Annotated in this window: 16 protein-coding genes; 14 read left to right on the top strand and 2 right to left on the bottom strand. The window is 47.7% G+C overall.

Going from position 1 to position 20182, the window contains the following annotated elements; translation table 11 throughout:
• Window position 1: 1 nt before the first annotated feature.
• Together A7975_RS23405 and A7975_RS23400 are read right to left on the bottom strand one after the other, a co-directional pair.
• Entirely contained in the window at window positions 2-2023 is a 2022-nt protein-coding gene (locus tag A7975_RS23405) for a BglG family transcription antiterminator (protein WP_082198403.1), read from the bottom strand.
• A 95-nt stretch (window positions 2024-2118) separates the two neighbouring features.
• Window positions 2119-3555 (bottom strand): PTS mannitol transporter subunit IIBC, encoded by a 1437-nt coding sequence (locus tag A7975_RS23400; RefSeq protein WP_065386705.1) that lies wholly within the window; start codon window positions 3553-3555, stop codon window positions 2119-2121.
• Window positions 3556-3756: 201 nt separating this feature from the next.
• On the opposite strand from A7975_RS23400, the gene A7975_RS23395 reads away from it, so the two are divergent.
• From A7975_RS23395 to A7975_RS23330, 14 genes are all read left to right on the top strand, one after another.
• The gene (locus A7975_RS23395; RefSeq protein WP_053373024.1) at window positions 3757-4866 is read left to right on the top strand and encodes an ABC transporter ATP-binding protein; all 1110 of its coding nucleotides are present in this window, start codon (window positions 3757-3759) and stop codon (window positions 4864-4866) included.
• The gene (locus A7975_RS23390) at window positions 4856-5674 is read left to right on the top strand and encodes an ABC transporter permease (RefSeq protein WP_053373023.1); all 819 of its coding nucleotides are present in this window, start codon (window positions 4856-4858) and stop codon (window positions 5672-5674) included. The genes A7975_RS23395 and A7975_RS23390 overlap by 11 nt, the downstream gene beginning before the upstream one ends.
• Window positions 5658-6458 (top strand): ABC transporter permease, encoded by an 801-nt coding sequence (locus A7975_RS23385; protein WP_065386704.1) that lies wholly within the window; start codon window positions 5658-5660, stop codon window positions 6456-6458. Before A7975_RS23390 ends, A7975_RS23385 begins: the two co-directional genes overlap by 17 nt.
• Window positions 6458-7531: an ABC transporter substrate-binding protein gene (locus A7975_RS23380; RefSeq protein WP_065386703.1), complete on the top strand. Its 1074-nt coding sequence runs from the start codon at window positions 6458-6460 to the stop codon at window positions 7529-7531. The genes A7975_RS23385 and A7975_RS23380 overlap by 1 nt, the downstream gene beginning before the upstream one ends.
• 93 nt (window positions 7532-7624) lie before the next feature.
• Window positions 7625-8566: a DMT family transporter gene (locus tag A7975_RS23375; protein ID WP_065386702.1), complete on the top strand. Its 942-nt coding sequence runs from the start codon at window positions 7625-7627 to the stop codon at window positions 8564-8566.
• 363 nt (window positions 8567-8929) lie between these two features.
• The gene (locus tag A7975_RS23370) at window positions 8930-9592 is read left to right on the top strand and encodes an HAD family hydrolase (protein WP_053373019.1); all 663 of its coding nucleotides are present in this window, start codon (window positions 8930-8932) and stop codon (window positions 9590-9592) included.
• Between the two features lie 117 nt (window positions 9593-9709).
• Window positions 9710-10876 (top strand): mannitol-1-phosphate 5-dehydrogenase, encoded by a 1167-nt coding sequence (locus A7975_RS23365; protein WP_065386701.1) that lies wholly within the window; start codon window positions 9710-9712, stop codon window positions 10874-10876.
• 323 nt (window positions 10877-11199) lie between these two features.
• On the top strand, window positions 11200-12459 hold the full coding sequence (locus A7975_RS23360) for a Glu/Leu/Phe/Val family dehydrogenase (RefSeq protein WP_053373017.1): 1260 nt from the start codon (window positions 11200-11202) through the stop codon (window positions 12457-12459).
• Window positions 12460-12491: 32 nt separating this feature from the next.
• Window positions 12492-13469 carry a diaminopimelate dehydrogenase gene (locus A7975_RS23355; protein ID WP_065386700.1) on the top strand — a complete coding sequence of 326 codons (978 nt, stop codon included), beginning with the start codon at window positions 12492-12494 and terminating at the stop codon, window positions 13467-13469.
• A gap of 205 nt (window positions 13470-13674) precedes the next feature.
• Window positions 13675-14457 carry a tyrosine-protein phosphatase gene (locus tag A7975_RS23350; protein WP_065386699.1) on the top strand — a complete coding sequence of 261 codons (783 nt, stop codon included), beginning with the start codon at window positions 13675-13677 and terminating at the stop codon, window positions 14455-14457.
• A 120-nt stretch (window positions 14458-14577) separates the two neighbouring features.
• Complete coding sequence (locus tag A7975_RS23345; RefSeq protein WP_065386698.1) at window positions 14578-16683, top strand: S-layer homology domain-containing protein; 2106 nt, start codon at window positions 14578-14580, stop codon at window positions 16681-16683.
• 161 nt (window positions 16684-16844) lie between these two features.
• Window positions 16845-17612 (top strand): YveK family protein, encoded by a 768-nt coding sequence (locus tag A7975_RS23340; protein WP_141680393.1) that lies wholly within the window; start codon window positions 16845-16847, stop codon window positions 17610-17612.
• A complete protein-coding gene (locus A7975_RS23335; protein WP_053373012.1) occupies window positions 17593-18285 on the top strand; it encodes a CpsD/CapB family tyrosine-protein kinase in 693 nt (230 codons plus the stop codon). The genes A7975_RS23340 and A7975_RS23335 overlap by 20 nt, the downstream gene beginning before the upstream one ends.
• A gap of 45 nt (window positions 18286-18330) precedes the next feature.
• Window positions 18331-20154 carry a polysaccharide biosynthesis protein gene (locus tag A7975_RS23330; RefSeq protein WP_065386696.1) on the top strand — a complete coding sequence of 608 codons (1824 nt, stop codon included), beginning with the start codon at window positions 18331-18333 and terminating at the stop codon, window positions 20152-20154.
• Window positions 20155-20182: the final 28 nt, after the last annotated feature.

Here is a 20182-nt window from a genome sequence, read left to right as displayed (position 1 = left end):
TTCATTCTCTCCAATCCAATTTGGTTTTTATATATTGCTCCAGCTTTTTTGAAATAAAGAGCTTGATGCCGGCTGTATCATCATTCTCCAGTACGGCAAGGAGATCAGGCAGCAGCAGCATCGCGCTAATTTCGCTGAGCAGCTCTAGGCTATATGCATCAAGCTTGAGGGGGCCTAGCATCATTAAGAGATGTCTGGCTTCTGCATCCTCGCTAAGCTTTAGCGGTCTGTCATATCGGTACAAAGCAAGCAGCGGCTCTTCAATCCATTCGCTGCGCGTATGAAGCAAAGCAAGCTCGGTGTCCGGAATGACAAGGCTGCCTTGCTGCTCTCTTGCCAGCAGCTGAGCGGTTATTTTCGCGCTATTTTGTTCGATATATGGCTTGCCAATCAAGGAAAGCATGTTAGGCAGCTGATTATCCAGATGCTCGTGTCCTTCCATTAGAGTCAGGTCATGAACATGGAATCCGTCAAGCAGCCGCAGGACGACGCCGGAATAGAGCTGCAGCAGCAGCAACCGGTCCATTGGCGATTGCCCGGAAGCTTCTGTGTCTGCCGCAAGGGCAGGACTGATCTTCTTTAAGGTCGTGCCTTTGATATAAGCGCGCAGCTTATTGGTTTCTTCCGGCGTTAGCATAGGGCTTAGCTTAATGTAACGGTCCGGCTCCAGCGGCAAGTCCACGGTGGAAATGATCAAATCATATCGACTGGGTGGAAGCCTTGTCGCTTCATACCACGAATAATGTCCGATCAAATCGATTTGCGGCAGCTCCTTGGCGATTTTGACGGCAAGCAGCTTGGAGGAGCCAATACCGCTCGTGCAAACGAGTACAGCCCTTATTTTTCTGGGAAAAGGCTTTAATCGCTCCAAGGAAGCTCCAAAATGCATGACGATATAACCGATTTCCTCATCTGGCACTTGAATGTGCCCGTATACTTCCTGTACACCGCTTCGCACGATTGAAAACAGCGCGCCATAATCCTTCTTGATCGGGGCGAGCATCGGATTGCGAATCGCAATACCGACCGAAATGCGCTGGAAAGCCGGCTTTATGTGCTGGATAAGGCCTTCCTCAAGCGATCGATCCTCCATAAGAGACATATGCAGCCGTTCTTCGACGTAGCGGATGAGCCGCTTGACGCCCTCGATGGTCGGCATGTCATCATGATGGATCAACAGGCTGCTTTCCGGAAAAGCTTCATTTCCGAGCAATTGAGAAAGATAACTTTTTTCTTCTATGGGCAGCTGGATGTCGAGCAGGTCAAGCAGGCTGCGCAGCAAAGGAATGTTATCGCCGTTATCGTATTTGCCCGCGGATACCAAGCAATCATGCTCGATGCGGGTTAACGCAACCGACAGCTTAATAAGCAATCTTGTATAGTCTGATTCGGACAAGGTGCTTGGCCAATCATCATTCAGCTCCCACAAAGCGTGCTCGAGCCTTTTAAAATGTTCTTTTCCGATCATATCAAGCAGCTGTGCCGTTATCGGATTCGTGACCGCTTGGTCTTTGAATTGCCCGAAGAGATCGGAATCATCAAGATGGTTAAACGCAAGCAAGCTGATAAAATGGCGCTTCGCTTCCTCGGGACCGTTGATTTCAACGCCGTAGCCTCTTTTTCGGACGAGTGTCAGGCCTTGCTTGATGATCAATCCTTCCAGCTCATCGAGATCATGGCTGACGGTCGGCATGGTAACGCGCAGCTCATGCGCAAGCGAGAATAGCTTGATGGGCTCGTCATGCTCAAGCAGCCTGCATAGAACAAGAACCTTGCGTTCTTCCCCCGTATACTCGAAGGAATCGGTTTGATCAAGCGATTGCTTGAATCGCTCCAGCGTTTCGTTATCTGCTTCAATTCGAATGCCAAGCCCGGCTGTTTTGTGTAGAACAATGCCGTTTGCAGCAAGCAGCGGTTCAATATCGGCAAGCTCGCGGTGAACCGTCCTTGTGCTCGTTCCGACGATTGCTGCGATGTCCGCCGCCGTAATTTCCTGCTTCTGGTCAAGCAGCATCTCAATCATTCGACGTTGCCTAGTTGAGGCTTTGATAGGCTATCCTCCTTAGCAGAAGAATGGACATAGGCGCCGACAGAAATCTGTCAGCGCTGAGTCTAATTTTATGAACTTAGTCTTTGTACGAGCAGGTCGTACTCTGGACTTTTGAGAAAATTATCGATGGAAATATGCTCGGCACCTGGCGCTTTTTGCCTTGCGCGGTCGGTTAGTGTCTTGTGGGTGATGACGATGTCGGCATCACCGGGAATATCGTTGATCGCCGTGTTGATGACGGTAATCGGCAGCTCGGCTGCATTTATTTTTTTGCGCAAAATGGAAGCGCCCATTGCGCTTGAACCCATCCCGGCATCGCAGGAAAATACGATTTTGTTAACCTGCTCCTTCGCAAGCTGTGTTTGCGGAGCGGAAGGCGCCGCGGCATTTCCTTTGGATTCGGCTTTCATTTGCTGTACTTTTTTCGCTGCTTCCTCTAGCTCGTTGCCCGCATCCTCGTTCTGTTTGCTGGTCTTAAGCAGTACGGCTGAGACGAGGAAGGAAACGATCGTTGCTACCGCTACGCCGCTTAGCATAGCCAGCAGACCGCCTTTTGGCGTCATCGTGAAGTAAGCGATAATACTGCCTGGTGACGGAGCCGCGACAAGTCCTGCTCCGAAGACGGAGAAGGTGAACGTGCCGGCTACGCCGCCAGCGATGGCTGCAAGAATCAAACGAGGATTCATGAGAATGTACGGGAAGTAAATTTCATGAATACCGCCGAAGAAATGGATGACAACCGCGCCTGGCGCCGATTGCTTAACCATCCCTTTGCCAAACAGCCAATAAGCGAGCAAGATGCCAAGGCCCGGACCTGGATTTGATTCCAGCATGTAAATGATCGATTTGCCTGTTTGCGAGGCTTGATCGAGTGCAAGCGGCCCAAGTATGCCATGGTTGATGGCGTTATTAAGAAATAACACTTTAGCCGGCTCGATCAAAATGTTCGCGAGCGGCAGGAAACCTGTGTTGATCAGCCACTCTACGCCGGAAGCAAGCACTTTGCTTAGCGATGCAACAACGGGACCAATCCCTTTGAATGCAATGATCGCAAGCCCGCCGCCGATAATGCCGGAAGAGAAGTTGTTGATGAGCATTTCAAAGCCGGAAGGAATCTTTCCTTCTATGGACTGATCGAATTTCTTCAATACCCATGCAGCGAACGGGCCAACGATCATGGCTCCGAGGAACATCGGAATATCCGCCCCTGCAATAACGCCAAGTGTGACGATTGCGCCGACTACGCCTCCGCGTACGCCGTGGATCATTTGACCGCCGGTATAACCAATGAGTATAGGGAGCAAGTAGGTAATCATCGGCCCGACTAGCGTTGCCAGACTCTCGTTCGGAATCCAGCCAGTCGGAATAAATAGTGCCGTGATGAGTCCCCATGCAATAAACGCGCCAATATTCGGCATGACCATGCCGCTTAGAAAACGACCAAATCGTTGAACGGAAACTTTAACACCGCCGGATACCGGTTGCTCGGATGTCAGTTTACTCATGCTTCAACCTCCAATGTATAATAATGTTCACTAACTGAACCTGAATTAATCGTAATGTATAGCGCTTTCATAATCAATGAATTGAAAAGCAGGTTGCGTCATGATGAATGTTGACATCATTTTGCCTTTTACTATTGCCGAATTTCGGGGATGCTGTATAATCACTATTGTTTCTTCTAAATATGCAAAGGGGAATGCCATATGCAAGATCAAACTATCATTCGCTTTGAGCATGTGACAAAGCAATATGATCATAATGACGCCGCTGTTCTTAGGGACGTCAGCTTTACGATAGAGCGAGGCAAGTTTTATACGCTGCTTGGCCCTTCGGGCTGCGGCAAAACGACTATTCTCAGACTGATCGCGGGTTTCACCGAGCCGTCCGAGGGGCAGATTTATTTTAATGGAAAAGTCATTAATAGGGTGCCGGCGAACGAGCGGCAGGTGAACACTGTATTCCAGGATTACGCGCTGTTCCCTCACTTGAACGTGTTCGAAAATGTCGCCTTCGGCCTGCGCATCAAAAAGCTCAAAAACGCCGATGTGACCGCTAAAGTTAAGGAAGCGCTGCGCTTCGTAAACTTGAACGGCTACGAGTCACGTGAGATTACAGAGATGTCCGGCGGACAGCGGCAGCGCGTTGCGATCGCGCGGGCTATCGTGAATGAGCCGGAAATTATTTTATTGGACGAGCCGCTCTCCGCGCTTGATCTGAAACTCCGGACGGAAATGCAGTATGAGCTGCGCGAGCTGCAGCGCCGCCTAGGCATCACGTTTATATTCGTTACGCATGATCAAGAGGAAGCGCTGGCGATGTCGGATGAGATTTTTGTTATTAATGAAGGAAAAATTCAGCAGAGCGGAACGCCTACTGATATTTACGATGAGCCGATCAACCGTTTTGTCGCTGATTTTATTGGGGAGTCGAACATTGTACCGGGCCGGATGGCGCGAGACTTTGTGGTGGAATTTGCTGGCCGTTCCTTCGAATGCGTTGACCAAGGGCTGACGCCAAACGAGGCGGTCGACATCGTCATCAGGCCGGAGGATTTGGAGATTACGTCATCTGATAACGGCAAGCTGCAGGTGCGCGTAGATTCGCAGCTGTTCCGCGGCGTTCATTATGAGATCTGCTGCTATGATGAGTCAGGCAATGAGTGGCTTGTCCATTCCACGCGCAAAGCGACGGTTGGCGAGCAAATAGGGCTGACCTTTGACCCGGAAGCGATTCATGTCATGCGTCTTGACGAGACGGAAGAGGAATTCGATAAACGTCTCGAAGCGTACAGCGAGGCCGTCGATGTCAAATAAATCACGCAGTTTTTATCTAATCCCTTATATGGCGTGGATCGTGCTGTTCGTCATTGCGCCAATCGTCTTAGTTGCGTATTATTCGTTTTTTGATGTGGATGGCAATTTTACGTTTGGCAATTACGCGAAGTTTTTTACGCCGGTCTATTTAAAGATGACGCTTAGCTCGTTTTGGTATGCGTTTCTCATAACCGCCATCTCATTGCTCGCTGCTTATCCGACGGCTTATTTGCTGACGAGGACCAAGCATAAGCAGCTTTGGCTGCTGCTTATCATTTTGCCAAGCTGGATCAATTTGCTGCTCAAGGCATACGCTTTTATCGGCTTGTTCGGTACATATGGTTTTGTTAATTCGGTGCTTGAAGCGATCGGCATCGGAAATAAGCAAATTTTGTTCACCGATTTCAGCTTTATTTTCGTATCCGTTTATATTTTTATACCGTTCATGATATTGCCGATCTTTAATGCGCTGGAGGAAATGAATCCATCGCTCGTCTATGCGGCGCGTGATCTGGGCGCATCGGCGTGGACGACGTTCCGCCGCGTTATTTTTCCGCTCACGATCAGCGGCGTGAAATCCGGCTGTATGGCCGTATTTATTCCGGCGCTGTCGCTGTTTATGATTACGCGGCTCATCGCAGGAAACCGCGTCATTACGCTCGGAACGGCAATCGAGCAGCATTTTCTCGTGACGCAGGACTGGGGGATGGGGGCGACCATCGCGGTATTTTTAATTTTGGCGATGGCAGCGATGATGCTCATAACCGGCAATCGAAAGCGAGGTGCAGCCGATGCGCGGAACAAATAAATGGTCAAATCTTTATTTAGTATTCATATTTGTGGTGCTCTATGCGCCGATTTTCTATTTAATGTTCTATTCGTTCAATAGCGGCGGGTCGATGCGCAATTTCGAGAGCTTCACGCTTGATTACTACAAAGAGGTGTTTGAGGATACGCGCCTGCTTATCATCGTACTGAATACGTTCGTCATTGCGCTGATGTCCGCGGCGATCTCGACAATTTTGGGCGTAATTGGCGCAATCGCCATCCATCACATACGGAGCAATAGGCCGAAGCAAACGCTCCTCACGCTCAACAACGTGCTCATCGTCAGTCCGGACGTCATTATCGGCGCGTCATTTCTAATCCTTTTCACCATTATCGGCATTAAGCTGGGCTTCGTGTCCGTGCTGCTGTCGCATATCGCGTTCAGCGTGCCAATCGTCGTTATTATGGTGCTGCCGAAGCTGCAGGAAATGAGCTCGACGCTGGTCGATGCGGCTCGCGATCTCGGCGCTAGCTCGTGGCAGGTGCTGACGCGGGTGATGCTGCCGTTCATTAAACCGGGCATATTTGCGGGTTTCTTCATGGCGCTGACCTATTCGCTTGATGATTTCGCTGTCACGTTTTTCGTAACGGGCAACGGCTTCTCGACGCTGTCGGTCGAGATCTACTCACGGGCGCGCCAAGGCGTGTCGCTGTCGATCAACGCGTTATCGACGCTTATTTTCCTATTTACGATCGTGCTGGTTGTCGGGTATTACTTTATTAATCAACGGAACATGAAGCCGTCAGTCAAGGAGGGGCGCTAATGGGACAGCTTGTGCGCATGTTCGTTGTCGTGTTTGTTGTTTCATTAGGGCTTATCTATTTGACGTCGTACCTGAATTCAAGCGAGGGCTACAGCGGCGACAACACGCTAACGATTTACAACTGGGGCGATTATGTCGATCCCGAGCTGCTTGAGCGCTTCGAGGAGGAGACCGGCATTAAAGTCATCTACCAAACCTTCGATTCGAATGAAGCGATGATGACCAAAATCGAGCAAGGCGGAACGACGTTTGACGTAAGCATTCCCTCCGAGTATGCGATTAGCAAAATGAAAGAGGAAGGCGTTCTGCTGAAGCTTGATCACTCGAAGCTGCCGAATTTGAAATATATCGATCCGCGCTTCATGAATCTGTCCTTTGATCCGGATAATGCGTATTCGATTCCGTATTTTTGGGGAACGGTCGGCATTATTTATAATCCTGAGCTTGTAGGCGAGCTCGACTTCTCCAGCTGGAATGATCTGTGGGACAAGAGCCTCCGCAATCAAATTCTGCTGCTCGACGGCGCTCGCGAGGTCATGGGCATGGGGCTGAACAGCTTGCACTACTCGCTCAATGATACGAACGAAGCGCATTTGCAGGAGGCGAAGGCGAAGATGCTTCAGATGACGCCTAACGTGAAGGCGATTGTAGGCGACGAGATCAAAATGCTGCTCGCGAACGAAGAGGCGGCTGTCGGCCTCGTCTGGTCCGGGGATGCATCGGAAATTATGGACGAGAACGATAAGCTCGATTATGTCGTGCCGGAAGAAGGCTCGAACCTGTGGTTCGATAATATGGTCATTCCAAAAACGGCTCGAAATATCGAGGGCGCGCATCAATTTATTAACTTTATGCTCGATCCCGAGGTTGCGGCGCAAAATGCGGAATATGTCGGTTATTCGACGCCAAACGAGGCGGCGATGGCGCTGCTTCCGGAGGAAATCGCGACCGATGACCGTTTTTATCCGAACGAAGAGCTGACCGGCAGACTTGAGGTTTACGATAATCTCGGCAAAAGAATGCTGGCCCATTACAACGAGCTGTTTCTAGAGTTTAAAATGCATAAAAAATGAGCAAAATCCCTTGAATATTTTAACCTGATCGCATGCTATGATGGATGAGGAATTTCTGGATAGTGACATATGCGAAAAGATGGGGCGGAAAGAATGAACAACAAATGGTTGAATTACGGTGGGCTTGTTCTGATTGCAGTTGTATGGGGGGCGAACTTCGGCATATCTCGCCTGGCGATGGAATCGTTTAACCCGATTGTGTTTTCTTTTTTGAGATTTGGACTTGCTCTGCCGTTTTTCTTCCTTATTCTAAAAATGACCGAGGGCAGCGTAGGCATTCCTTGGCGAATCGTGCCGAAGCTTGCGTTGATCGGGCTCGTCGGCATTACTTTGCTCGAAATTATGGTGATGTACTCGATCAAATATACGACACTCGCGAACGCTTCGCTCCTTAACGTGGCGCCATGGCCGATCTTCGCTGCCTTATTCGCACCGCTTTTCGTCAAGGAATCGATTACGCTTCGGCTTATCGTTGGCGGCGCAATCTCGATTGTCGGCGTCAGCTTAGTCATACTCGGCGGTGGAGAAGGCTTTAACCTCTCCTCTGAAAATATGATGGGCAACGCGATGGCTTTTGCCGTCAGCATCATCGGTCCGCTATTCAATCTCAGCTCAATGTCGCTGATGAAGCAATACTCGGCCCTTCGGGTAAGCACATGGACCATCGCGTTTGGATCGTTGTTCATGCTTCCGCTAACCTTCGGTTCATGGGGACAGACAGACTGGTCCGCTCTAAATGCCGGCCATTATTTATCGATTGGCTACAATGTGCTTATATGTACGGTGCTAGCATTTGTCCTATGGAACGCCTGCATGTTTAAGGTCGGAGCCACTCGCTCGAACTTTTTCCGCTATGCGGTTCCTGCTGCGGCAGTCATTGCCGGATACTTTATGTTCGATGAGAAAATCGCATTCATCCAAATGTGCGGTGCTGGCTGTATGGCCGCTGGCCTAATCTGGATCAGCATCGAGCGCAAGCAGCAGGCGAAACCGATCGTCCCGGTAACGAATACGGGCGGCGGTCAAATGCTTTAATGAGAACAGCGAATCAAGCGGCGTAAGCTGCGTGAATTCGTAGCCTACGAGCGTTCATACGTAAGGAGTTGCCCTAAGCGCTATTGTGCTCATGGGGCGGCTCCTTTTTGTTTGGGAGAAGAGGAAGGGGCGATGTAAGCGGTTAATAAAAAAGGGCTGAAATTTTTTTCGAAAAGCAGCAAAGCGCTTGCATAAAATAGCGAAAAACGAGTCGGCGCAATGGTTTGAACCGTTTTCACGAATACCGCTGCCGTGCGCTTGGAGGCGCATTTGGGCAGTGCCCTGCCTTGACGTGAACTTTTAAAACATGTTACGGTTTTGTTAGTAAATCTAACATTTAAACATATGAGAGGAGATGGATGGATGATTAAAGCGATAATTTTTGATTTTGACGGTACGATAATTGACACGGAAACGGCTTGGTACTATGCATTTCGTGACGCGTATAAAGAACATGGGGTAGAGCTGACATTGGAGCAGTATTCCGGCTGCATCGGCACGAGTCTGCATGCGTTTAACCCTTATGAATATTTAATGACGGATCTTAACCTGCCGATCGATAAGCAAGCTTTCCGTGAACTGGTGCATCTCCAACATGCTGAGCTCATGCGAAGCGAACAGGTGCGGTCCGGCATACTGGATTATTTGAAGGATGCCCAGGAATCTGGCTTGAAGATCGGACTCGCATCCAGCTCGGCCCGTGCTTGGATCGATAAATATTTGGAGCAGCTCGAGATCGCGCATTATTTCGAATGCATTCGGACGGCGGATGATGTGGCGAAGGTGAAGCCGGATCCAGAGCTATACAGGCAGACGCTTGCTGGTCTTGGCGTAGAAGCGAGTGAAGCGGTGGCAATTGAGGACTCCCCGAATGGAGCGCGTGCTGCATCGGCAGCCGGGATGTCGTGTATAGTCGTTCCGAATACGATTACGAAGAGCTTGGCATTTGATAAGTCCGATCGGTACTATCATGCGGAATCCTTGTCGCATATTGATTTTCACGAATTGGTTGCGGGTGCTCTATAAAGCTCGTTGTCGAGATGGGTGTTCGAAGGGAACATGCCATGCTTTCCTGTAAATAAATTAGTCAGAATATTCTGATTATATGAAAGGCGATACCATCCACTGAAGGAGGTTCGGACGATGAAGGCTGTACATTTTGGCGCGGGCAATATAGGTAGAGGCTTTATTGGCCTTCTTTTGTCGAATGCGGGTTATGAGGTTACTTTTGTGGCTCGGAACGAGAGGAAGGTGCAGCTGCTTCAACAGCAGGGGCAATATACGGTTACGCTGGCTAACGAGTCGCGAGATTCGGAAATTGTGAAAAACGTAACAGCCATCAGCGGCAAAAATAAATCGGCGGTATCCGATGCGATTGCGACTGCGGATATGGTCACGACAGCTGTAGGTGTAAGTGCGCTGAAGCATATCGCGGAATCCATTGCCGCAGGCATTGAACGGAGGCTTCGAAACCGCAACTACAAACCTTTGCATATCATTGCATGCGAGAATGCGATTTCCGGCAGTTCGCAGCTCAAGCGCCGCGTGTATGAGCATCTGCCGGCGGATTGGCATGAGACAGCAGATCGGTGCATCGCTTTTCCAGATACGGCTGTTGATCGAATCGTACCCGTGCAGGAGCATGATGATCCGCTTAAAGTGACGGTGGAGCCTTATTTTGAATGGATTGTGGATCGATCGGCGATGATTGAGGGTTATGAGAAGATCGAAGGGGTTAAATATGTGGATGCGTTAGAACCTTACATTGAGCGTAAGTTGTTTACGGTGAATACGGGTCATTGCACCGCTGCTTATCATGGTTATCTTGAAGGGTATGCCACGATTCAGGAGGCGATGAGAGATGATGGAATCAAGGAGGAATTGTCGCAGGTGCTTATGGAAACGGGGAGTCTCCTCACCTCTAAATACCACTGGGACAAGAAGAAGCATGACCGGTACATTCAGAAAATGATGATGAGGTTTACTAACCCTCGTTTGACCGATAATGTCATACGTGTCGGGCGCTCTCCCCTGCGCAAGCTCTCGTTGAACGATAGGCTCGTTAGGCCGGCTTTGCAGGCGCATAAGCTAGGGATTCCGATTCCCCATCTGACCTCAGCGATAGCCGATGCCCTGCTCTTTGATTACGAGAAGGACGAGGAGGCTGTCATGCTGCAGACGGCGCTTCGCTGCTCCGGCATTCACGAAGTCGTCACCTCCCATATGGGAATACCTCACAAGCATGCGATTCATCAGGAGATTGTAGATAGCTACAGCGCTCTGAGAGAGACTTATGCAGCTGCAAAATGAATGCTGAGATGCATTATTGGCCGTTTGATCTTGGGTTAGATTTGCAAAGATGTAAAAGATGCGGTGGAAGCTGGCCTTCCGTCGCATCTTTTTTGCGTTTTTTAGAGCAAGCGATTGCATAAAAGTCATATTTATACAGCCTATGTCAGGTGTTACTGTTACTGTCATCTAATGAAACCTTACATGACAATGGATTTATTGAAAGAATATTTGCACTTTATAGCGAAAAAAATCTTTTAAAATAGAATTGAAAAAGGTAAAATCAAAAAAGCGGCTTTTCAATGGAATGGGAGTCGAACTTTGAGAAGAAGGACTGAACCTAAATGACAGTGAGTATAGTTGAAGAAACGTTAAACCCGTACCAAATCGCACAGCAGCAAATTGACGCGGCAGCGGCGCATCTGCAGCTGCCTGAGCATGTTACGCAAATCTTGAAGCGTCCGAAGCGCGTGCTGTCGGTTAGCTTCTCTGTTCGTATGGATGATGGCTCGATCCGAGTGTTCGAAGGGTATCGTTCCCAGCATAATGACGCAATTGGTCCAACTAAGGGCGGCATTCGTTTTCACCCTGACGTAACGCTTGATGAGGTTAAAGCACTTTCCATGTGGATGAGCTTTAAATGCGGCGTTGTTGGGTTGCCGTACGGCGGCGGCAAAGGCGGCGTTATTTGTGATCCTCGCCTTCTAAGCAAAGGTGAGCTTGAGCGCGTGAGCCGTGCATTTATGGAATCGATCGCGGACTTTGTAGGACCGGATAAAGATATTCCTGCACCGGACGTATACACGACGCCTCAAATCATGGGTTGGATGATGGATACGTACAGCAGACTGAAAGGCGTGAACTCGCCTGGCGTTATCACGGGCAAACCGCTTATTTTGGGCGGATCGAAAGGCCGTAACGAAGCGACAGCGCAAGGCTGCGTGTATACGATTTTGGCGGCGCTTCAAGACAAAGGCATTCCTGTGCAAAATGCGACTGCAGCGATTCAAGGTTATGGCAACGCAGGCCGCATTGCAGCTCGATTGCTTAGCGAAGCAGGCTGTAGAATCGTAGCGGTTAGTGATTCCAAAGGCGGCGTTTACGATCCGGATGGATTGGATATCGAAAGAATCTCCATACTAAAGGATACGTCTTCCATCCGTGAATATGGCGAATCCTATGCGATTTCAAACGAAGCTCTGCTTGAGCTTGATGTTGACATCTTGGTGCCGGCTGCACTTGAGAACGTTATTACGGCTGCCAATGCAGACCGTATCAAAGCGAAGATTGTTGCAGAAGCTGCTAATGGTCCAACAACGCCTGAGGCGGACCGTGTGCTTGCGAGCCACGGCATCACAGTTATTCCGGACGTGCTTGCTAATGCGGGCGGCGTTACGGTTTCGTATTTTGAATGGGTACAGAACCTGATGAACTACTACTGGAGCGAAGCAGAAGTGCTTGAGAAGCTGGAGACGAACATGATTCTATCGTATGTGGCTGTTCGCGACCTGGCTAAAGAGCATAATACGGATCTTCGTACGGCGGCTTATATGATTTCGATTAAACGGATCGCGGCAGCTATGGAAGCAAGAGGTTGGATCTAAGCACTTATAAAATAAGAAGAGGTGACGGCATCATGGCAAAACAGATTCGCATCGGTATCGTTGGTTACGGCAACCTTGGTCGCGGCGTAGAGCTTGCGATCAAACAAAACCCGGATATGAGACTGGATGCGGTATTTACTCGCAGAGACCCGGCATCTATCCCATCTGCAGCTAAAGCATATGCAATTGAAGATGCTGAGCGCTTTGTCGATGATATCGACGTTATGATTCTATGCGGCGGTTCGGCGACGGACCTGCCGGAGCAAGGGCCTGCTTTTGCACGCTTGTTCCATACGGTAGACAGCTTTGATACGCATGCGCGCATCCCTGAATATTTTGAGCAGGTAGATGAGGTTGCGAAGGTGAGCAATAAAGTGAGCGTCATTTCAACGGGCTGGGACCCGGGCTTATTCTCACTTAACCGCTTGCTTGCGGAATCGATTTTGCCTGAAGGCAAGGAATACACATTCTGGGGCAAAGGTGTAAGCCAAGGCCATTCCGACGCTATTCGCCGAGTGAACGGCGTGAAGCATGGCGTGCAATATACTATTCCGAGCAATGAAGCGGTAGAACGTGTACGCGGAGGGGAGAATCCTGAGCTTACGACGCGCGAGAAGCATATTCGTGATTGTTATATCGTTGCCGAAGAAGGCGCGGATCAAGAGGCTATCGCGGAGGAAATCCGTACCATGCCGAACTACTTCTCCGATTACAATACGACGGTTCACTTTATCGACGAAGCGACAATGAAGGCTGAGCATTCCTCGATGCCGCATGGCGGGATGGTGCTGCGCAGCGGCAAGACGGGCGAGAACAGCACGCAAATTATTGAATTCGGACTGAAGCTGGACAGCAATCCAGAGTTCACGGCGAGCGTTCTAGTTGCTTATGCTAGAGCGGCATATAAGCTTGCAAGTGAAGGACAGGCTGGCGCGAAAACCGTTTTCGACATTCCGTTTGCCTACCTTTCGCCAAAATCTGCAGCGGAGCTGCGCAAAGAACTGCTTTAATCTGAAATTTTTCTGAACAAATCCTCATTTTTACATTTTATTCCTATCACATTTGTCAAATGTAGGATATACTTAGAAAAGTGTGAGAAAAGAACTGTCGAATTATAACGAGAAGTGCTGAAAGATCTAACTTCCTGTGGTAGAATAAGATCAAACCTGCCTATCAGGAGCTTTTGATCAAAATCTACTAGGACGTGAGATCAGCATGATAGACATCCATACCCATATTTTACCCGGTATTGACGATGGTGCGGCGAGTTTTGATGATACTCTGAATATGGCCCGGGCAGCCGTTTCAGAGGGAATTACAACAATCATTGCAACTCCGCACCACGCCAATGGGACCTATACCAATACAGCAAACGACGTAGCCGAGCACACTTCCTCCATTAACGAACAGTTATTGGCAGCAGGTGTGCCTGTTACTATTCGGACTGGTCAAGAAATTAGAGTCCATGATGATTTGCTAGATGCTTGGAATAGGAAAGAGCTTCTCCCCTTAGCTGACTCTAGCTATGTATTAATTGAAATGCCATCCTCTCGCATACCGAAATCGATGATTGAACTCGTTCACGAGCTCAATATATTAAACCTCAAACCGATTATCGCTCACCCTGAAAGGAACGCAGAGGTAGTGAAGCATCCTGAACGATTAGCTGAGCTAATTGAAGCAGGAGCATTCGCGCAGGTTACATCACATTCCCTATTAGGGGGATTCGGTAAGCGTATTGAGCAAGCTTCATGGTCTCTGATGAAAGCTGGACTTATCCATATAGTATCTTCCGATGCACATCATATCGAGCGGCGCGGTTTTCGATTGCGCGAAGCCTACGATTCAATTGAGAGGCGGATGGGAGAACAGTGGGTGAGCTATTTGCAGATGAATGCGGAGTCCATCATTATGGATGAGCCTTTTCATTCTCAACCGGCTGTTTCTAACGGGGAAGGAGTCGTTCGGCGCATTATTTCCTATTTTTACAAGAAATAGCCTGTGATAGCGTGAATGACATTTGAAGTAAATACATACGAAGTGCGATTCTATTGGCTTTATTAGTCATTCATCTATTTTGGATGAGTGCAACTATTCTACATACAGGAGTGAAACAGAGTGACATTAAGAAAAAAACTGGCAGTATCTACTATTGCAGCGAGTGTAGCCCTAACGGCTCTCGCTGGCATTCCGCTTAGCAGCAAAGGCTTGGCGGAGAAGCTTGGAGTAAGTGGGGTAGCTTATGCCTCTTCATTGGCTGATTCTTCGCTAGTGAATGATATCAAGAAGCTCCGTGACGCACTTGTTGCGACAAGTGGGATGGACAAAGTTAAAGCGCTTCAAGATGCGTTAAATGATTTGGAAATTCATCAAAAGGGCGATATTGTTGACCCAATCGTTGACAAGTTTAATCCGACTAACGAAGAAGAAACGCAATTGGAAAATCTTTTTTATGCTGCGGTAGAGTTGTCATATGCACCTTCAATTGAAGGTCTAGAGAGCTTGCGCGCGCAGTATGAGCCATTGCTGCAATCCTTTGCAAGTCGCGCGGATGTGGTCTTAACTGTTGATGACGTCCTCAAATATTTCTTGGATATTCAAAAAGAGCTCGTTAATCAAGTGAAAAACAAGGGATTATCGGAACTGCTTGACCTTATGCAGAACAAGGACAGCGTGAAGAAATTGATGCAGGATACCATTGCTGCATTGTCTGGAACGCAATACAGCCTACAGAAGGTGTTTGTATATTACAAAGTAAATACAGATGACGTTCTTGAAGTGTTCACTCGTTCAAGAGACGCAGTAGGCGAAAATAAGTATTTCACGGATGCAGCTGCTGCTTTGTTTAAAGCTTATGAATCACTTCTGCCTACAAACCCAGGGACAAATCCGGGTCCGAATTCAGGTCCGAATCCAGTGATTGATGCACCGCTTCCAGAGTCAACTGATAAATTGCTGAAAAACTTGAAAGCAGCACTTGATAAGGCAACAGAAGCTGAGAAAGCTGCTATTATTACTAAATTCGTTTCAGATGCGAAAGACGAGATTACAAAGCTGGCAACAATTAGCGCATCAACAAATGTAAGTGTTATAAATGGACAAGCTGTTCTTCAATTGAACGAGGGCAGCGCATTATCCGCAATTTCCGGTATTAATGCTGTAGCGGCAAAAGTGAAAGAAGTTTCACCATCTTCGGCACTTACGAAGTCTGCTCTAAAGATCGATCTTGGTTCGGTCGTGCAAAAGGATGTTGTTTTGAACCTTTCTGACGCTATCGTTAAAGCAGCGGCAGCTGGAAACGTATCCGGTGCAACTTTCGTAGTCGGTAAATTCGAAGTGACGCTTCCTGTCGGAGGTTCATTCTCGTCTGCTATCGGGCTTACGATTAAGAAAACGGACGCTACTGCTGAAGTTGTAGGCACGTTGAAATCGGTGTCTGAAGTATATGACTTCAACCTGACAGTTGGCGGCGCTGCAAAAACAACGTTTGATCAACCGATCGTTATCAGCATCCCGCTAGGCGATACTACAGGTCTTGATCAAGAACTTCTTTCTGTTGCAAAAATCGTTGATGGCAAGCTAGTATTCCACGGCGGACGCGTAACTGGCAGCTCTATTGTCGAGTCCCGTGATTCGTTCTCTTCATATGTAGTCGTTGAAAACAAAGTATCGTTCAGCGATATCGCTTCCGTTGAAGCATGGGCTGGCCGCGAAATTCAAGTCGTTGCTGCCAAAGGCGCGATTGAAGGCAAGTCGGAAGGCGTATTTGCTCCGAAAGATAAAGTAACACGCGCTGAATTCGCAAAAATGCTTATCCGCGCCCTTGATTTGGAGAACGGTTCAGCAACAGAAAGCTTCGATGATGTGAAAGCAGGCGACTGGCATGCACCATATGTGGCTGCTGCTGTTCAGCTTAAAATCATCAACGGACGCTCCGCTACTAAATTTGATGCTAACGCAACGATCACGCGCGCTGAGATGGCTACGATGATTGCGCGTGCGCTGAAGGTATCACAAGGTGCGGCTGATGTGACTGACGTTAATGCGGCTTTGAAGGACTTTGCTGATGCAGACAAGATCAGTGCTGCATTGAAAGACGGCGTTGCATTTGCAGCCACTCACAAAATTGTCATCGGAAACGAAGGCAAGTTTTTGCCGAACAACAATGCAACTCGTGCAGAAGCAGCTGTAATCATTTACAGAGCTTCAAAAAATGTTAAATAATTCAAGTTATAAGAAAAATCTTCCTCTCATGTAGATGGGAGGGAGATTTTTTTCCGAAAAACATAGTATATTGTAAGATTATAGTTTATTATGTAATAGGGTATAGTTCTTAAGAATCATATAATCGTTCTAATTGACTATATCAGATGGAGGAATACGGAGTGTCTAACGAACTAGATTTGCGACAATACATGGCAATTATTAGGAAGAGATTGGTTCTTATTATCTTATTTGTCTTCGTTTGTACAGCAGCAGCAGCCGTTGTCAGCCTGTTTTTCAAAGACCCTGTATATGAGGCCTCTACCAAAATAATCGTAAACCAGACTACCGCACAAATGGCGACTGGTCAGCTTGATCTCAATCAAATCAACTCCAATATTAAGATGATCGATACATACAAAGAGATCATTAAGACACCTGCAATATTAGATAAAGTAGCAGAGCAGTACCCGCAGCTTGGCTTAACGACAACTGAGCTTTCCCGCAAAATCCAAGTTAGTTCCGTGAACAACACCCAAGTTATGACTTTGGTCGTTCAGGATGTGGATTATAAGCAAGCTGCTCAAGTCGTAAACGCCGTATCTAACGTGTTTAGGGAAGAGATTCAGCATATTTTCAAAGTGGAGAATGTATCAATCCTGAACGAAGCGGTAGTAAATGCTCAGCCTAGTCCGGTTGCACCTATTGTACCGCTAAATATTGCAATTGCTTTTGTCGTATCTTTAATGATCGCGGTTGGGATTACCTTCTTGCTTGAATACATGGATGACACGATTAAAACCGAAGCAGATGTGCTGCAATATTTGGGCCAGCCTACGCTTGCAATGATCTCAAGAATGAATACGGAGGATGCTAATTCAAGCCAAACCAGCAAAACCACTCAAACCTACAAGGCAGGTGAATTAGAGCGTGTCTCGATCGAAAAATAAGCGTCAGATTATTACGCTAACGAATCCTCGTTCCCCCATCTCAGAATCGTATCGTGCATTGCGGACGAACATTGAGTTCTCATCCATAGATGAGAAGCTTCAGGTGTTAATGGTTTCATCAGCGGGCCCCGGAGAAGGAAAATCGACAACCATTACGAATCTGGCAGTCACTTTCGCACAATCGGAGAAAAAGGTTGTTCTAATCGACGCCGATCTTCGTAAGCCCACTGCTCATCATACCTTTTCCATTTCGAATCGCTGGGGGCTTTCCTCCGTTATTTCGCAGCAATGCTCCTTAGAGGAAGTTCTACAGGTAACGGATATTCCGAATCTGGATGTAATTACATCGGGTGCTATACCGCCTAACCCGGCAGAGATGATGAATTCCAAACGGATGACGGCAATCATAGCGCAGCTTAGAGGTATGTATGACATTATCTTAATCGATACGCCGCCGCTGCTAGCGGTTACGGATGCTCAGATTGTAGCTACGAAGAGTGACGGCGTCATTCTAGTCGTTGATCAAGGCAAAGTGAAGCGTGAGATTGCAGGCAAAGCCGTGAAAAACTTAGAGAGCGTGAATGCGCGTATTCTAGGTGTCGTATTAAATAATGTTAAGCGTAGAGCAAATGAAGAATCGTACTACTATTATTATGGCGTTCAAGACAAATAAAGAGAGTTGTTCGTAGATGGTTATTGCTGTGGGGGGATGAGCTAGGTGAGTAATAAGAATAGAATGCTAATCATACTGGTTGTTGATATTTGTATTATATGGATAGCGATCGGGATATCCTATCTCTTTCGTTTCAATGGAAATGTCCCTCCCATCTACGAAAAACAAATGCTCGAATTTGCATGTTTAACAACCGTTATATGCGGCAGCAGTCTTGCTTACTTCCGCATGTACAGACGAATGTGGCAATATGCCAGTATTGGGGAGATCATTGAGCTTGCTAAAGCGATTCTAATCGGCATTATTATATCCTATGGAGCAACCTATGCCTTAAATGGAGAACGGGTTCCATTATCCATTACTTCAAGAACGCTGGAGTTAATGCTGCTTTTTATGGGAGGCTCACGATTCCTATGGCGCTTAATCCGAGTAAACAGAACAAAAAAGACTGCTTTAACGAACAATGTGCTAATCGTTGGAGCTGGTGACTGCGGAGCGTTAATCGCGAAGGAATTTATGACGAGCAACAGCTTTATGGGCAACCGAATTATAGGCTTTATCGATGATGACCCTCATAAACGCAATATGCAAGTGGTAGGCTTACCAGTGCTTGGCACACGCCTCAACATAGAAGAGATTGCAGCTAAACATCAAATTCATGACATTGTTATCGCGATGCCATCCGTCAAGCGGGTACATATAACGGAAATCATCAATATTTGCAAGCTGACTGGGGCCAAAGTCAAAATTATTCCATCCATTAACGATTTTATTAGAGGCCGTGTCGCTGTAAAATCATTGCGCAACGTTGAAGTCGAGGATCTGCTTGGGAGAGAGCCTGTTATAACCGACTTGGAAGGCATAGCCAATTATGTATCAGATAAAGTTGTTCTTGTCACAGGTGCCGGCGGTTCCATTGGTTCTGAGCTTTGCAGACAGATTTCTGCCTTTAAGCCATCAAGCCTGCTGCTGCTCGGACATGGCGAGAACAGTATCTATTTGATTGAGATGGAGCTTAGATCAAAGTTTCCGAATGTTCATTTGGAAACGGTTATAGCGGACATTCAGGATAGAGGCCGCTTGGAGAGCGTATTCCACAAGTTTAGACCGCAGGTTGTATTTCATGCAGCGGCTCATAAGCATGTACCGCTCATGGAACGAAATCCATCCGAGGCAGTAAAGAACAATGTTTTTGGAACAAGAAACGTAGCGGATTGCGCAGATAAATACAAGGCTGAGCGGTTCGTCATGATATCCTCCGATAAGGCTGTGAATCCTTCCAGCATCATGGGAGCGACCAAGAGAATTGCAGAGATGTACATACAGAGTATCAACACCATAAGTGAAACACAGTTTGTAGCGGTCAGATTTGGAAATGTACTAGGCAGCCGCGGAAGCGTTATACCGAGATTCAAAGAACAAATTGCTGCAGGCGGTCCCGTTACCGTGACCCATCCGGATATGGTTAGATATTTTATGACCATACCCGAAGCCGTACAGCTAGTTATTCAAGCGGGATCGTTCGCAAAAGGCGGCGAAATCTTCGTCCTGGATATGGGCAAGCCGGTTCGTATTCTCGATCTGGCGCAGGATCTCATTCGCTTATCAGGCTATGAGCCTAACGTGGATATAGAAATTAAATTTAGCGGCATGCGAGAAGGCGAGAAGCTATTCGAGGAACTGCTAACCGATGAAGAGGCCGTATCATCTACTCAGCATGAACGCATTTACATAGGCAAGCCAACACAGATCAATAGAGTAGAGCTCGAGCTTCAGTTCAAACGAATTGAAAAAGTAATTGGAGAAAACCAAAATTCGATAAAAGATGTTATTGAGCATCTTGTTCCTTTTTATTCACATGTATCCTAACAGACAGTCTATGAGAGCGGAGGAGATT

It is taken from the genome of Bacillus sp. FJAT-26390, from assembly GCF_001682865.1.
Classification (GTDB): domain Bacteria; phylum Bacillota; class Bacilli; order Paenibacillales; family Paenibacillaceae; genus Pristimantibacillus.
Note: the sequence above shows the minus strand (reverse complement) of the source record. Positions and strands in the feature narration are given on the sequence as shown.

Excerpts from the sequence above, each read along its gene's own strand:
- A7975_RS23365 (WP_065386701.1), top strand. The coding sequence starts at position 9,710 with ATGAAGGCTGTACATTTTGGCGCGGGCAATATAGGTAGAGGCTTTATT.
- A7975_RS23375 (WP_065386702.1), top strand. The coding sequence starts at position 7,625 with ATGAACAACAAATGGTTGAATTACGGTGGGCTTGTTCTGATTGCAGTT.
- A7975_RS23380 (WP_065386703.1), top strand. The coding sequence starts at position 6,458 with ATGGGACAGCTTGTGCGCATGTTCGTTGTCGTGTTTGTTGTTTCATTA.
- A7975_RS23385 (WP_065386704.1), top strand. The coding sequence starts at position 5,658 with ATGCGCGGAACAAATAAATGGTCAAATCTTTATTTAGTATTCATATTT.
- A7975_RS23400 (WP_065386705.1), bottom strand. The coding sequence starts at position 3,555 with ATGAGTAAACTGACATCCGAGCAACCGGTATCCGGCGGTGTTAAAGTT.
- A7975_RS23390 (WP_053373023.1), top strand. The coding sequence starts at position 4,856 with ATGTCAAATAAATCACGCAGTTTTTATCTAATCCCTTATATGGCGTGG.
- A7975_RS23370 (WP_053373019.1), top strand. The coding sequence starts at position 8,930 with ATGATTAAAGCGATAATTTTTGATTTTGACGGTACGATAATTGACACG.
- A7975_RS23395 (WP_053373024.1), top strand. The coding sequence starts at position 3,757 with ATGCAAGATCAAACTATCATTCGCTTTGAGCATGTGACAAAGCAATAT.
- A7975_RS23405 (WP_082198403.1), bottom strand. The coding sequence starts at position 2,023 with ATGATTGAGATGCTGCTTGACCAGAAGCAGGAAATTACGGCGGCGGAC.
- A7975_RS23355 (WP_065386700.1), top strand. The coding sequence starts at position 12,492 with ATGGCAAAACAGATTCGCATCGGTATCGTTGGTTACGGCAACCTTGGT.
- A7975_RS23360 (WP_053373017.1), top strand. The coding sequence starts at position 11,200 with ATGACAGTGAGTATAGTTGAAGAAACGTTAAACCCGTACCAAATCGCA.
- A7975_RS23350 (WP_065386699.1), top strand. The coding sequence starts at position 13,675 with ATGATAGACATCCATACCCATATTTTACCCGGTATTGACGATGGTGCG.